The organism is Tunicatimonas pelagia, assembly GCF_030506325.1.
Taxonomy (GTDB): domain Bacteria; phylum Bacteroidota; class Bacteroidia; order Cytophagales; family Cyclobacteriaceae; genus Tunicatimonas; species Tunicatimonas pelagia.
This window is the reverse complement of record NZ_CP120683.1, coordinates 3584589-3599070: the sequence shown is the minus strand read 5'-3', so window position 1 is coordinate 3599070 and position 14482 is coordinate 3584589. Positions and strand designations below refer to the sequence as shown.

Sequence of the window (14482 nt, the reverse complement as noted above, 5' to 3'; positions counted from 1 at the left end):
ACCGTAACACTTATAAACCTTTCTGGTTTAGTTGCTTGGCATTAGTCGGATTAGGTTCTAATATTGCACGCAGCATACCTTATGAATAGTATTCAGGAAATTCAGGCACCCATCCGGCAGGAAATGGCGGACTTTGAGATAAAGTTTCGCGACTCAATGAAGAGTAAGGTGATGCTGCTCGATAAAATCATGAATTTTATCGTAAAGCGAAAGGGGAAGCAGGTACGCCCCATGTTTGTATTTCTGACGGCGGGCACAGTAGGTACCATCACCGAAGCTACTTACCGAGGGGCAGCCCTTATTGAGCTGCTGCATACTGCTACCCTAGTCCACGACGATGTAGTGGATGCTTCTAACTACCGCCGGGGTTTTTTTTCAATCAATGCACTATGGAAGAATAAGATTGCCGTGCTGGTAGGCGATTACTTACTGTCTAAGGGAATGCTGCTGTCAGTAGATAACGAAGACTTTTCCTTACTAAAAATTGTGTCTACGGCAGTGCGCGAAATAATTGAGGGAGAATTACTACAGGCCGAGAAAGCACGTCGCCTAGATATTACTGAAGAAGTGTACTACGAAGTAATCCGACAAAAAACGGCTTCGCTTATTAATTCTTGCTGCGGAGTAGGGGCATCTTCAGCCGGAGCTGATGCTGAAACTGTAGAGAAGATGCGCCTCTTTGGCGATAAGGTAGGTATTGCTTTTCAGATTAAAGACGATTTATTTGACTACGGCGATGCCGAAATTGGCAAACCAGTTGGTATCGATATTAAAGAAAAGAAGATGACCTTACCGCTTATTTACGCCCTTAACCAAGCAACGTGGCGGGATAAGCGGCGGATTATTTACATTATTAAAAACCAAAGTGAGAAATCGAACAAGGTTCGCGAGGTGATTGAGTTTGTAAAGCAGTCTGGTGGCATCGACTACGCCACCCAGGCCATGCACCGCTTTCACCAAGAAGCCAACCAGATTCTGTGTACCTTTCCTGACTCAGCGTACAAACAATCATTGAGCCGATTGGTCAGCTTTACCATTGAACGGGAGAAGTAGTACTTTCGTAGCATGACTACATGTTACGAAAATTCCAGTACACTCTACAGACTACAAAACCAGCTCTTTCTCTTTCTTTAGGAAGAGTTTAAAGTGGGTGCCCTCGCCAACGGTGCTATCAATGTCAATACGTCCTTCGCTGGCATCCAGAATGCTTTTTATCATATACAATCCCACCCCGGTTCCTTTGGCTTTTTCGGTATCAAAGCGATTGAATAGCTTAAAGAGCCGCTGCTGATGTTGCTCTAGGTCAATTCCAATGCCGTTGTCCTCGTAATGCATAATAACGTAGCTATCAGTATCTTCGGTAGATATGCTAATGCGGGGCTCCCGATGTTCGTCCCGGTACTTAATAGAATTGGTCACCAAGTTTTGCAGAACACTATTAAAGAGCACCGGCACAAAAGAGACTGTTTCTGCCTTACTAAAATCGGTAAAAATACGGGTATTCGTGCCCCGAATCAGTTCCGCTAACTGCTCTTCTACTTCGCTGATAGCGCGATGAATATTAATTATTTCTGGCTCTTTCGATAAGTCTTTTTCAGCTAAAAACACATTAGAAAAGCTGCGGATCATATCATCCAAACGATTTACACTAACCCCTATTTTTCCCATCACCTTCCTGCGAATAGAAGCATCAGCAGATTGCTGGTAAAAATCGACCAATGAACGCAGATTGTTTAAAGGAGACTTCAGGTCGTGGGCAATTACGTAAGAATAGTCTTTAAGTTTTTCATTGTATTGCTGGAGGTGGTTCATCGCCGTAAAGAGTTCGCGCTTCAGCTTATGGCGCTCAATGGCAAACGAGATAGTTTTGGCCAGTAGGTGGTCAATATGAATTTCTTGCTTAGACAGATAATCCTCTGCGCCCTTATTGATAGCTTCTAGACCCACATCAGGGTCGTCCAATCCGGTTAGAATAACAATGGGGATGGATAAGTCGTGCTCCTGAATTCTTTGTAGCGTTTGCAGTCCGATACTATCCGGCAATGATAAGTCTAGCAAGATAACGTCGGGTTTTACGCGAGCGATACACACAATAGCTTGGCTAATTCGATCACATATTTCCAAGTTATAATGAATGAGCTGGGTGCTTTCCAGCATTTCTTTTACTATTTCTTGGTCAGTGAGGTTGTCTTCAACGAGTAGGATATTAACTTCTTTCATACGTAAAAAAAATTACTCACCCCGAGGGGGGAGTTTAACAATAGTAAACCAAAAATCTTCAATAGAAGCCACAATTCTGGAAAATTGGTCAAAATCCAGCGGCTTCGTGATGTAGCAGTTAGCGTGCAACTTATAAGAACGGTAGATGTCTTCTTCGGCCGAGGAGGTGGTTAATACTACTACCGGAATTCGTTTGAGATGCTCGTCTCCTTTAATTTCTTCCAGTACTTCCCGACCGTCTTTTCTTGGTAAGTTCAGGTCTAGTATAATGATGTCGGGAGTATCTACATCTTGATAATCGCCCTGCTTATTTAGGAAGTTTACGGCTTCTACACCATCTTGCACAATATGTAAGTTAACCTTTAACTTGCTATCTTCCAAGGATTCTTCTACCAGGGCAGCATCAGCTTCGCTGTCTTCTACAAGTAATACTTCAATAGCCATACGTTTATTCAGATAGTTTTAAATGTTTACTAATGGTGAAATAAAAGGTACTACCTTCGCCAAATTCAGATTCAACCCATATTTTTCCCTGGTGCATTTCTGAAATACGCTGGCAAATAGCTAGTCCTATTCCAGTACCGGTGTATTCACGAGCGGAGTGAAGGCGCTGAAAAATGACGAATATCCGGTCAAAAAATTCCTTTTCTATACCTATTCCATTGTCAGCCACCGAAAATAGCCAGCACTCTTCCTGCTCTTCGTAGCCAACGTAGATTTCAGGCGATACATCGTGATGCCGATATTTTAAGGCGTTGCCAATGAGGTTCTGAAAAAGCTGACGTAACTGCGATTGATCTCCCACCACCGTAGGTAGGTTCTGGTGTTTGATCTTAGCATCAGTTTCCTGAATAGCGGTACTCAGGTTAGACTTTACTTCTTGAATCATTTTATGAGTATCTATCTCTACAAAATGATTGCCTTTTCTCTCTAGCCGTGAGTATGCCAAAATATCATCAATCAGCGTCTGCATTCGGCTGGTACCATCCACAATAAAGCGGATGTACTTATCAGCCCGCTCGTCTATCTTATCTGCGTAGCGTTTTTTGAGCAACATGCTAAAGTTACTTACCGCCCGCAGCGGCTCCTGAAGGTCGTGCGAAGCTACGTAGGCAAATCGCTCCAACTCAGCATTAGAACGTTCTAAAGCCGATTGTACTTCCTGTCGGCGTTTGATCTCTGATTTTAGCTCATTGTTAAGCTTCGATAAGGTTTTATTTCTTCGGTGGTATTCGGCTGCTTTGAAGGCAAAAATATCTTTAATGGCGTTTCCCAATTCTTGAGCCATCATTACGTGCTCTTCGTTCCATTTGGCTGATGCTCCCTTTACTGTTTCTTTCCAAAGGTCGAACGATTTGCGAGGGTGTAGTCGGATGGTACCATTCTCTTCTTTCTGATAGAATTTATCCGGTTTACCGCCCCAATGCACTTCCTGAATCACCTCCCGACGAAACCACAAAATATAGCTTTGTTGAGGTCTGGCAATGAGTATCGCCAGTAGCCCTGCTGCTTTTTTAGTATATTTATTCGCCGGAGGATAGTATCTGGCTAAACGAGCGGTGTAATACATATTCTCTTGCTCGTTGGTTTGGCTAGCTACCCAATTACGCAGTAAAGTCACCTCCTGGTAAGCAGGAGTAATTCCTAATAAGGTGATGTGTTTTTCGTGACAAATGGCCACTCCGGTAGCATTCGTTAGGGCGAGGGTTTCTTCGGGTAGCTGGATAAAACTATCTTGATAGTCCTGCTTACGGGTAATGTTTTCAATAAGCAAGGTATGAATGCGCCTCAGAGTAAGGGTCATTATTTGATTCTCACTCTTCTGCTTTAGGGCAAGCTGAAGCGATAAAATCTGCCCAATGTATTCGCTGGCAATGCGGGTTTGATACGACAGATTAATTGTGTCGCTATGATGACAGGCAATCAGCCCCCATAATTTATTGTCTTTAATTAGCGAGATTGTGAGCGTAGCTTTCACCCCCATGTTAGCCAAGTACTCTAAATGAATGGGGGATACACTGCGTAAGGTGCTGTGGGTTAAATCTAAGGTGAAGTCATTATCTTTATGAGCAATGATAGGCACCGCTTGGTAAGTAGCATCCGGAATGTAGCGTAACCAGTTAACGGTATACAGTGCCCGAGCCTGACGGGGAATATCAGTGTGTGGGAAATGCAGTCCTAGGTAGCTATCAACTCCTTTGTTACGCGTCTCCGCCACTACGTCGCCGTTCCACTCATCGTCAAATTGGTAAAGCAATACCCGATCAAAACCTGTGAGTGATTGTACTTCCCGTATGGCTACTTGGTAGAGGTCTTCTAACTCGTCGGCACTCTGTAGTGCTAGTAAAGATTTACGGGATAAGTCGTAAAAATGAGTGAAGGCAACATCACTGTCTTTCAGTAAGGGCTCTAACTCCAGAATTAGCCAATTATCAGAAAAATGCATAATTCCATTGAAGTCAGTATTCTCACCTTCTACTTCAATGCTTAAGCGTAGTGGGTTTATATTTTTTAGAAAAGCGTTCTTGGGGGTATTTTCATGTAGCGGCAACTCAGCTCGTAGTAGCTGCATGTGCTCCTCCTTCAGAAGCGCCTTTAGGGGCTGGTTGAGCAAATCTTCCGGCTCTCGGCCTAGCACAGAAAAAGTGTTTTCGCTTGCTTGAAGGATTCGGAAGCTTTCTTGATCTAATACCAGTAGTGCTCCGTGTGGCTGAATGCTACCGGGGGTATGAACCGGCTCTTCATCACAATTAATCAGCGTTACTTCAGGTACAGAGGGGATTTCTTGTGAGCGCATAGGTTAGTAGTAGTAGTAGCAATATTTAGCTAACCATTTTTTTTCTAATAAGATACACACTTTGGGCAAATAAGTCAAAGCCTCGTTGAGCAGCGGTAATCACCGTTTTAGGTTCGCGATAATTATTAGCCAGAACATTGAGAAAAGACTTCCAATATGCAGCAGTATCGCCTTCGTAGCCGGCTAAAAAGCGAAACGAAACGTGAGGGGCAATCTGCTCATTTTTCTGTAGGGCTTTTTTAATCATCCGTCCACCCAACATAGCTCCTTCGGTTACGTATAGCAGACCCATAGCTTCTTCTTCTGAGGCAACAATAGTTTCTTTAGGAAACCCGGTGGGAGTAATAGTATTGATTTCCAGCAAGTCGCGTTCAATCCAGGGGAGCTTTTGCCGATTGGGCCAACGGAGAGTTTGCTGTAGCTCTGGGCCAAGAGCCGTATCAATCTGCCACTCAGCTTGCTGATGAAACACGTACTGAATCTGCAAAAACTCCCGATACTGATCTAGTGATAGACTTAACCAGTCCTGCTGAGGAAAAAGCAGATGCTCCGTAGCTTCGTGCTGCGGGCGAGTGGCTTCTTTAAGTTTTGCATGCAGTGACATATGTTGACCTTATCAGAGAATGATTGAGGAAAGATACGGAAATAATGGCTAAGTAAACTGAAACCCAGTTTGGGGGTTATACAAATTGAGCATAACTTACCAAATTTTATGAGGGAAACTACCACTAATTTTATGGACAACTATTTATTACGAACTATGCCCTTGGCAGTTTTATGGATTTTACTAATCACGCTACTTCCCGCTGTAGTGCAAGGTCAATCTACGTATTGGCAGCAGCAGGCCGAGTATACCATGGAAATATCCCTGGATGTAAATACCAACCAATTCAGGGGTACGCAAAAATTAGTATACCAAAATAACTCTCCCGATACGCTAACTCAGGTATTCTATCACCTGTATTTCAATGCTTTTCAACCCGGTAGTATGATGGATGTACGCTCCCGTACTATTGCTGACCCTGACCGTCGGGTGATGGATCGTATTCTGTACTTAGGCGAAGATGGCATTGGCTACCAGCGCATTAGCTCTCTTCAGCAAGACGGAAAATCTCTCAGTTATGAAGTAGAAGGAACAATACTGGAGGTGGTTCTCAACAACCCCATTTTACCGGGTAAGAAGAGTACGTTCGAGATGGAATTTACCGCTCAGGCACCCTTGCAGATTCGCCGAACCGGACGCGATAATGCGGAGGGAATACGCTACTCAATGGCTCAGTGGTATCCGAAGATGGCGGAGTACGACCAGCACGGCTGGCACGCCAACCCCTACATTGGTCGCGAGTTTTACGGCATTTGGGGTGATTTTGATGTTAAGATCACCATTGATTCTTCTTATGTAGTGGCGGGCACCGGAATTCTGCAAAACCCCGAAGAAATTGGCCACGGCTATCTACCGGAAGGAGAAAAGCTTAAACGCCCCAATAGTGGAATGCTTACCTATCACTTTGCTGCCGAAAACGTCCATGATTTTATGTGGGCTGCCGATCCTGACTATCAACACACAACCGCCCGAGTACCCAATGGCCCTTTACTGCGCTTTTTTTACCAGACCGATACGTTGGCTGAAAACTGGGAAGTATTACCGGAGTTTACGGTTAAAGCTTTTCAGTACGTCAATAAATCTTTTGGAAAATATCCCTACGAAGAGTTTTCGGTAGTGCAGGGCGGCGACGGTGGTATGGAGTACCCCATGTCTACGCTGATTACCGGGCATCGCTCGCTACGTAGTTTAGTAGGAGTTACCGTACACGAGTTTCTGCACAGTTGGTACCAAGGGGTGCTGGGTTCTAACGAAAGCCTGTACGCCTGGATGGACGAAGGATTTACCTCATACGCTACCAACCGAACCATGGCGCAGCTTTTTGGTCCGGGACGCGTTAGTGGACAAGAACAGGCACGATCGTACGGAGGTTATTTTTCGCTAGTACAGTCGGGATTGGAAGAGCCGCTCACTACTCACGCCGATCATTTTGATACCAACCGAGCCTACGGATCTGCCGCCTACTCCAAAGGGGCAGTGTTGCTGCATCAACTGAGCTACGTTGTTGGGCAGAACGTTTTAGATAAAGCGATGCGCCGTTACTTTAATGAGTGGAAATTTAAGCACCCTAGTGTCACAGATTTTAAGCGGGTTGTTGAAAAAGAGTCGGGACTGGAGCTGGATTGGTACTTTGAGTACTTTGTGAATAGCACCCGAACTATTGACTACGGAGTGCAGTCGGTAGAAGGTGAGGGTGGACAATCGAGAGTTACTATTGAGCGAATTGGGCAGATGCCTATGCCTCAAGAAGTTTTAGTGGCCTATCAGGATGGGAGCCAAGAATTACTGTACATTCCGCTGCGAATGATGCGCGGAGAAAAAAACGCCGAAGGAAATACGCAACGAACCGTACTTCGAGACTGGCCCTGGACTTTTCCAACGTACCAATTAATTATTGATCGCCCCAAGCGTGATATTCGCCAGATTACGCTAGACCCTTCGGGGAAAATGGCGGATATTGACCGTTCCAACAATACGTACCCCAGCGTAAACCCAGCTACTTTTTCTGAAGAAGGATTGGTAAATGAATGATGTATTATGTTGTTATCGTTTTTTTGAGTTCAAAATTCTAAGTTCAGAGTTGATGCTTAGTTGAAACTACACAATGAACTCTGAACTTAGAACTATAATACATTAACACTATAACACGAATAATCTATGCCCGAATTACCCGAAGTAGCCACCTATCAGAAGTTTTTTGATATGGCTGCCACTGGCCGGAAAGTAACTGATGTAGAAGTGGCTGAACCCCGAGTGGTCACTGTTTCCCCCGAAGAATTGCAGCAATCGGTAGTAGGCCAACGCTGGGAAGAAACCCAGCGCATTGGTAAACATCTGCTGGTAAAACTAAGCGATGGGGGCTGGATGACTATTCACTTTGGTATGACCGGTTCATTACGCTCCTTTAAAGATCGGGAAGATGCCCCAAGATTTACCAAAGTACTCTTTGCGTTAGATGATGGTTTTTTTCTAGCGTTCCGCTGCCCGCGCATTTTAGGTCGGGTTGGGCTAACTGAGAGTTTATCTGCCTACCAGAAAGATAAGAAACTAGGGCCGGATGCACTCACCGTTTCTTGGGAAGAGTTTCAGGAAATACTAGACGGGCGAACCGGACTAATCAAGCCCTTGCTAATGCACCAAAGTGCCGTAGCGGGTTTAGGCAACTGGATTGTAGATGACATTCTGTACCAGGCTGGAATTCACCCCGAACGACGCGCCAACGAATTAAGCGAAGCCGAGCGGAAAGCAATCTTCAATAAAATGAAGTACATTCTGAAAACGGCAGTAGAACTAGAGTCCCGTTATGAGGATTTTCCTGATGAGTTTCTGGTAACCTACCGCTGGTCTAAAAACCAACACCGCCAGGAAGAGATTAATCTAGAGATACTAAAAGTAGGGGGACGAAGCACCTATATTGATGCCAAGCGTCAGAAACGATTGTAGAAGGTGACAACAGGTATTTATTCAGATCAACTGGGTTCTAAGCAGTCGGTAGTCTGCCCGCTACTATCCCCAAAACTCAAAGGGAAAGAACGAGCATGGTACTCGAGTTTTGATGGTTGCTGAGCAGTCAATTCAAACTCATATTTTTCCCCTTCGAGCTTCTTTCTCCACTTGCCCTAAAGACAAGTTTAATAACCAGGATTTTGATTAATTGAATCAGTACCCACCAGATCAACTTGAGCTTGAGGAATGGGCATGTATTCGTGCTTACCCGCCTCAAATTGAGCTCCAGCGAGGTGGGTACGGCGCGTTCGTTCTACTTCTAGGTAATCATTAATTACCTTGGCGGCGATACCCCAACGTACCAAATCAAAAAAGCGGTGCCCTTCGTGCGCCAGCTCCAAGCGGCGTTCGGTACGCAGCGCGGTAATAGCTGCATCATAATTGGCGAACGAGGCGTAAGGCTGCACTAAATAATTAGCGGCGGTTGCACTTCCGTCTAGCATCATTACGTACTCACTATTCATGGCTCGCTCTCGCACTTGGTTGATGTATTGACGCCCGCTCTCCAAATCACCCAGTTCAATGGCTGCTTCGGCTTTCCACAGTAATAAGTCGGCGTAGCGAATAATATAGTAATTCAGAGCGTTGACGTAAGGCCAAACGGGCAGGTAACTGGAAGAGTTAGCCGATACTACGCGCTTCTTAGGACCATACGGCCCATAGGTAGCTAAATCCCGAGCCCAACTCTCACTATACAGGCTGTCTAGGTCAAGGTAGGGAATACCAGGACGGGCGGTAGTATGATCGAGTCGGGGATCGACAAAGTCGCCTTCAGTAACGTCTACATTATCCATCACTGGTAAACCCTCGGCGTTAGTTTTATAAGCATTAATCAAGTTTTGGGTAGGGCGATGAAAGCCATACTGCGGATAAAAAGGCCCACCGGGAGGGGCTAGTCGATCTCCAATACCACCGTTGAAGTTACGGGGCGAACCATCATTGATGGAATGCTGAATGGCGAAGATAATCTCTGAGCCATTATCGTTTTCCGGTAGAAACACATTCCGAAAGTTGTCCATCAGACTGTACTGACCGCTATTAATCACTTCATCAACAGCGGCATTAGCCTCTGTCCATTTTTCTTGGAAAACGTAGGTTTTAGTTAGATAGGCTTGGGCAGCCCACTTGGTAGCACGACCGGGCTCATCCTGGGCATTGGGTAAGGCGGTATAGGCGGCTTGAAAATCTTCTTCTATCTTCTGCCAAAGCTGATCCGACGACAGAGCGGTGTTGGACACATTGTAATCCTCCAAGCTTTCGGCAGTTTCATCAATGTAAGGTATCTGGTTATAGATTTTTTTCAGCTCAAAGTAGAAGTGCCCTCGCAAAAAACGCATTTCACCGATTCGCTGAGCCTTTAGTTCAGTGTCAAATGCTGAAGAAGCGTTCAGTAAACGAATGGCTTGGTTGGCTCGGTTTACTCCTTCGTACAGCGCGAGCCACTTGCGCTGTACATCAATAATGGTCGGATCAGTATTGTAAATTTCCATCTGATGAATTTGATTCTGATCGCCAGTACCACCTCCACCTTTATAGGCATCATCCGAAAGCACATCGCCAAAGCTCCAGTTGGAAGCCGGTGAATTAAAGGCATTGGTAGCCTCATCAATCTGACCGTTCAGAATACTGTAAGCCGAGATAATAACCCCTTCTACATTTTCAGGTGCCAACGCTTGTTCGGGGGTTAGTTCCCCCACGGTTTCTTCTTGCAGAAAATTATCCTCTGAGCACGCGCCTAAGGCTACGCCGATGAATAGAATGAATATTTTTTTCATGGTTGAATGATTTTATTAATCAGTATCAAATGAGTGTATGAAGAATAAGATGGGACTGGATTGATGGATATCTACTGTATGTGGAGAAAATCCCCCTTACCCCCTTCAAAAAAGGGGGAATGGATACGCCATCTTTAAGCTCTTGTTTATCAAGCAGTTATATCCAGTCATCCTGGTTAAAAATTATAGCCCAATGTTAACCCCTAGCGTGAAAGTACGGGAGGGTGGATAAATACCCCGATCAACCCCAATGTCCAGGTTCCGATTGTCCGACTGATGATTTTGTAAGCCTACCTCGGGGTCCATGCCTTCGTAAGGAGTGATTACGAATAGGTTCTGCGCTTGTGCGTATACTCGCAAATTAATTCGCTCGCTGATCTGGCTAGGTAGCGTATAGCCAATTTGTAGATTCCTGAGCTTGAGAAAGGAAGCATCCTGCACAAAGTAGGATGAGGGCCGGGCGTTACGGTTAGGGTCGTCTAACGATAAGCGAGGCACCTCTGCACCTGTATTCTCGGGTGTCCAAGCGCCCGAGGTACGCTCGTGTCGGTTGTAGGCCGATAGATTGAAGAAGTCGCCGTAGTAGCGGGTTAGGTCGTACACCTGATTTCCTTCTGAGCCGAAGAAAAACAACGAAATGTCAAAGGCTTTATAGTTAGCACCAAACGTGATTCCGTAAGTAAAATCAGGGTGAGGTGAGCCGATAAAAGTACGGTCTTCATCGTCAATTACGCCATCCTCGTTTACATCGCGGAAGATGAGATCACCGGGTTGGGCACCTTCCTGCTGAGCGTGATTGCTAATTTGCTCAGCCGTTTGAAAGATACCGATGGCATCGTGACCGTAGAACGAGGCAATAGGTTGCCCGACATCCGAACGAGACACTTCCTGATTGAAATTAGTGCTATGCAGTGCCGACCGGGGAACGGATAAGAAGTCAATGTCTTCCGGTAAGTCTACCAGTTCGTTTCGGATAGCCGCAAAATTGAGATCCATGTGCCAGGAAAAATCTTGCAAGCGATCATCCTGATAGCTCGCGTAGAATTCAAAACCGGAATTTTCCATCGCTCCTACATTATCCCAAATCGTCTGGTTGGTGCCACCCGCCACCGGAGGCAATGGTCGCTCTACCAGTAAGTCTTCGGTGCGCTTATGAAAGTAATCGGCTCCGGCAATCAAGCGGTTCTCCCAGAGGGCAACGTCTACCCCAATGTTGGTTTGATTAGTGGTTTCCCACTTTAAATCAGGATTAGCATTTCGGGTTTCGGTAAAGCCTTGCCGCACACTGTTCTGTTCGCCGTTAATAGCGTAATTGGAATAGAACAGATTAGTCGCGAAGCTGGAAATGGTAGAAAAGGGAGGAATATCCTGATTACCATTCTGACCGTAGCCCACCCGTAACTTTAGCTGGTTAATCGCCGATACGTTAAAGAAGTCTTCCTCCGAAATGCGCCACCCCGCCGAAATTGCTGGGAAACTACCCCACTTATTACTACCCAAACGAGATGAACCGTCACGCCGCAGCGTAAACGACAGCAGGTAGCGCTGGTCAAACTCGTAGTTGACTTTTCCGAAGTACGAAAATAGCGACCATTCTAGCGCATCTCCCGCATTACGCTGATCAGCGCCATCTCCTCCGTCCAGGTACTGGAAGTTCGGTTCATCGAAGGGGAACCCTACTCGGGAAGCTTGAAAACCCTCGCGGTAGGAGTTCACCGACTCTATTCCGATTAAAACATCTACTGAGTGCTGCCCGAAGTCATTCAGATAGTTGAGGGTGTTAGACCACACCCAATCCGTATGAAGTTCATTGGTTGTAGTAAGGTCACTGGCCAGCCGCTGGCTCAGAATATCGTTGTACTGAGGGTTAAAATTACGAGCATTGAAGTTGGTATAACTTAGCCCAAAGTTAGTGCGAAATGTCAGTGCATCCACTAACTGAACATCGGCGTAAGCATTACCGAAGATGCGTAACATCAAATCCTGATTATCGCGGTTGCGGTACAGCTTGCCCAGTGGGTTCTGCACGTCGTTAATTGGGTTTCCTCCGAACTCACCGTTAATATCGCGGGCAGGTACAATGGATGGGAAACGGAAGGCATCGTACACCACACTACCCAGTACTGAGTTAGTGGTAGTTTCCGTTTGCCACGAATGTGCTACCGAAAGATTCTCCCCAATGGTCAGCCACTCAACCGGTTTAAAATCCGTGTTAAGGCGAGCAGTGACTCGCTGAAAATCGGTGTACTGCAGAATCCCTTCCTGGTCGAAGAAACCCAGCGACAGAAACGAATGCGCGTTCTCGCTACCTTTACCAAACTCCAAAAAGTGTGATTGGATAAAAGCGGGTTCAAAGATTTCTTCTATCCAGTCGGTGTTGGCTGACGGAATGGTTTGAGCATCGTCTAGAAAAGCAGGAATGGTTGGGTTAGCGCCATTGCCGTAAATGTCGCTGGCGGGAGTGTTACCATCGTTGCGAGTGGCTTGCCAGAGTAAATCGCCGTACTCCTGCGCTCCCAGCTGATTAGGTAGGTTGAATGCCTGCTGTACCCCGATATAAGAACGTAACTGGATAGCAGGTTCCTCGCTACGACCTTTCTTCGTGGTGACGATCACTACTCCATTGGCTGCCCGTGAACCGTAAATAGAGGCTGATGAGGCATCCTTCAACACCTGCATGGACTCAATATCATTGGGATTAATTAGGTTGATTCCGGTAGTAGTTGGCACCCCGTCGATAATATAGAGCGGGTCATTATTACGGATTGTCCCGAAGCCACGAATTCGCACTGCGGTATTGGCTCCCGGCGAGTTATCACTAATCACCGTTACCCCGGCTATTTGACCTTCTAGCATCTCATCCACTCCTGCTACCGGAAAGCTTTGTACATCCTCAATTTCTACGACCGACACGGCACCCGTAAGATCTTTCTTATCCTGAGTAGTGTAGCCGGTTACAACTACCTCCGTGAGTTGCGCGGCATCAGTTGCCATTTGCACATCAAAAGTGGACTGAGTACCAATGGCAATTTCCTGCGTTTCGTAGCCTACAAAAGAAAACACCAGTGTTTCAGCCTGTTCGGGTACTGTCAAGCGAAAAACCCCTTCAACATCCGTGATTGTTCCCTGCGTGGTGCCTTTCACCAGAATATTCACTCCGGGAATAGCACTGCTTTCTTCATCGGTCACCGTACCACTGACGGTACGTTCCTGAGCAAGCAGTACGTTTACGTGAAAACAGAAAGTGGCAACTAAGATAAGTCGCCAGATAGGTTTGAGTAAAAAAACATCCATATGTTTAAGGTATTTGGTAAGCGTTGCTGACAAAACATAGGACGTACAGAAGAGCCTTAGCTAAGTGAACAAATAGCCTGGTAGATTTCCCGCAAAGGTAAGGGAAGGCCAGGCTTAGTTGGGTTACGGAATCGTTAACTCTGGATTAAGAAAAGGTAACATTATGCTGAAATGGAACTGCACCTTACCTAGATGCTACAAAGAAGTGTCTAAGTACTTTGGGGTTGAAAACATTGAGCGTTTTCTATCACTCCATGACTCAAGATTGCTAGTAATAATTTCTCGATTTAGGCTCTTCTCTTGTTGAGAAACAAAGTCAATGAATGAGAGTAATTTAAGAGCAAAGTCAGAATAAAATCCATTCAAAAATTCAATGGTTTTTACAGCTATGACTCTCAGCTCGGGTTTAGCTTCTATATACCCTCTAACTTCATTATAACCATCGGCAACCAGAGTTAAAGGGTCAAAAGGTTTGCTGCCCATATCGCTGTAACCCATTATGTAGCTATCATTCAGGGTATTCAACAAATATCGCACTTTACCAGAATAAGGTCCATAGAAATTAGACTGGTAAGTCAACTTAAAATACTTTTTTGCGCCAAATCTCTGAAGAAAATAAACCACTTTCTCACTTGAAAATTTGGACACATATTCACCGTTTCGGACTAAATCATACAATACATACAAAGAAGCTATTTAAAGTTTTAAGACCTACCGCGTGATTGTATCGCGTGGAACGCCCCACGTAGACGAATGCTCGTTTTTAGTAGAGGATATTCCGATAAA

10 protein-coding genes are annotated in these 14482 nt (G+C 45.4%); 3 read left to right on the top strand and 7 right to left on the bottom strand.

Annotation, left to right across the window (positions count from 1 at the left end):
- Positions 1-81: 81 nt before the first annotated feature.
- Positions 82-1053 carry a polyprenyl synthetase family protein gene (locus tag P0M28_RS15350; RefSeq protein WP_302203265.1) on the top strand — a complete coding sequence of 324 codons (972 nt, stop codon included), beginning with the start codon at positions 82-84 and terminating at the stop codon, positions 1051-1053.
- 51 nt (positions 1054-1104) lie between these two features.
- Here P0M28_RS15350 and P0M28_RS15345 read toward each other — a convergent pair whose 3' ends face one another.
- Genes P0M28_RS15345 through P0M28_RS15330 form a run of 4 tightly spaced genes read right to left on the bottom strand, consistent with a single transcriptional unit; the run spans position 1105 to position 5621 of the window.
- Positions 1105-2220, bottom strand: a complete 1116-nt coding sequence (locus P0M28_RS15345; RefSeq protein ID WP_302203263.1) for a sensor histidine kinase — start codon at positions 2218-2220, stop codon at positions 1105-1107.
- A 12-nt stretch (positions 2221-2232) separates the two neighbouring features.
- Positions 2233-2664, bottom strand: coding sequence for a response regulator (locus tag P0M28_RS15340; RefSeq protein ID WP_302203262.1), 432 nt, complete (start codon positions 2662-2664; stop codon positions 2233-2235).
- A 4-nt stretch (positions 2665-2668) separates the two neighbouring features.
- On the bottom strand, positions 2669-5017 hold the full coding sequence (locus P0M28_RS15335) for an ATP-binding protein (RefSeq protein WP_302203260.1): 2349 nt from the start codon (positions 5015-5017) through the stop codon (positions 2669-2671).
- Positions 5018-5042: 25 nt separating this feature from the next.
- On the bottom strand, positions 5043-5621 hold the full coding sequence (locus P0M28_RS15330; protein ID WP_302203258.1) for a biliverdin-producing heme oxygenase: 579 nt from the start codon (positions 5619-5621) through the stop codon (positions 5043-5045).
- A 132-nt stretch (positions 5622-5753) separates the two neighbouring features.
- Here P0M28_RS15330 and P0M28_RS15325 point away from each other — a divergent pair, with 132 nt between their 5' ends.
- Positions 5754-7652 (top strand): M1 family metallopeptidase, encoded by a 1899-nt coding sequence (locus P0M28_RS15325; RefSeq protein WP_302203256.1) that lies wholly within the window; start codon positions 5754-5756, stop codon positions 7650-7652.
- Positions 7653-7778: 126 nt separating this feature from the next.
- Positions 7779-8564, top strand: a complete 786-nt coding sequence (locus P0M28_RS15320; RefSeq protein ID WP_302203254.1) for an Fpg/Nei family DNA glycosylase — start codon at positions 7779-7781, stop codon at positions 8562-8564.
- A 188-nt stretch (positions 8565-8752) separates the two neighbouring features.
- On the opposite strand, the gene P0M28_RS15315 is transcribed toward P0M28_RS15320, so the two are convergent.
- From P0M28_RS15315 to P0M28_RS15305, 3 genes are all read right to left on the bottom strand, one after another.
- A complete protein-coding gene (locus P0M28_RS15315) occupies positions 8753-10402 on the bottom strand; it encodes a RagB/SusD family nutrient uptake outer membrane protein (protein ID WP_302203252.1) in 1650 nt (549 codons plus the stop codon).
- Between the two features lie 183 nt (positions 10403-10585).
- Positions 10586-13696 (bottom strand): SusC/RagA family TonB-linked outer membrane protein, encoded by a 3111-nt coding sequence (locus tag P0M28_RS15310; RefSeq protein ID WP_302210852.1) that lies wholly within the window; start codon positions 13694-13696, stop codon positions 10586-10588.
- A gap of 195 nt (positions 13697-13891) precedes the next feature.
- Positions 13892-14344, bottom strand: coding sequence for a hypothetical protein (locus P0M28_RS15305; protein ID WP_302210850.1), 453 nt, complete (start codon positions 14342-14344; stop codon positions 13892-13894).
- Positions 14345-14482: the final 138 nt, after the last annotated feature.

Coding starts and splice junctions, on each gene's coding strand:
- P0M28_RS15335 (WP_302203260.1), bottom strand. CDS start 5,017: ATGCGCTCACAAGAAATCCCCTCTGTACCTGAAGTAACGCTGATTAAT.
- P0M28_RS15310 (WP_302210852.1), bottom strand. CDS start 13,696: ATGGATGTTTTTTTACTCAAACCTATCTGGCGACTTATCTTAGTTGCC.
- P0M28_RS15330 (WP_302203258.1), bottom strand. CDS start 5,621: ATGTCACTGCATGCAAAACTTAAAGAAGCCACTCGCCCGCAGCACGAA.
- P0M28_RS15350 (WP_302203265.1), top strand. CDS start 82: ATGAATAGTATTCAGGAAATTCAGGCACCCATCCGGCAGGAAATGGCG.
- P0M28_RS15315 (WP_302203252.1), bottom strand. CDS start 10,402: ATGAAAAAAATATTCATTCTATTCATCGGCGTAGCCTTAGGCGCGTGC.
- P0M28_RS15345 (WP_302203263.1), bottom strand. CDS start 2,220: ATGAAAGAAGTTAATATCCTACTCGTTGAAGACAACCTCACTGACCAA.
- P0M28_RS15325 (WP_302203256.1), top strand. CDS start 5,754: ATGGACAACTATTTATTACGAACTATGCCCTTGGCAGTTTTATGGATT.
- P0M28_RS15320 (WP_302203254.1), top strand. CDS start 7,779: ATGCCCGAATTACCCGAAGTAGCCACCTATCAGAAGTTTTTTGATATG.
- P0M28_RS15340 (WP_302203262.1), bottom strand. CDS start 2,664: ATGGCTATTGAAGTATTACTTGTAGAAGACAGCGAAGCTGATGCTGCC.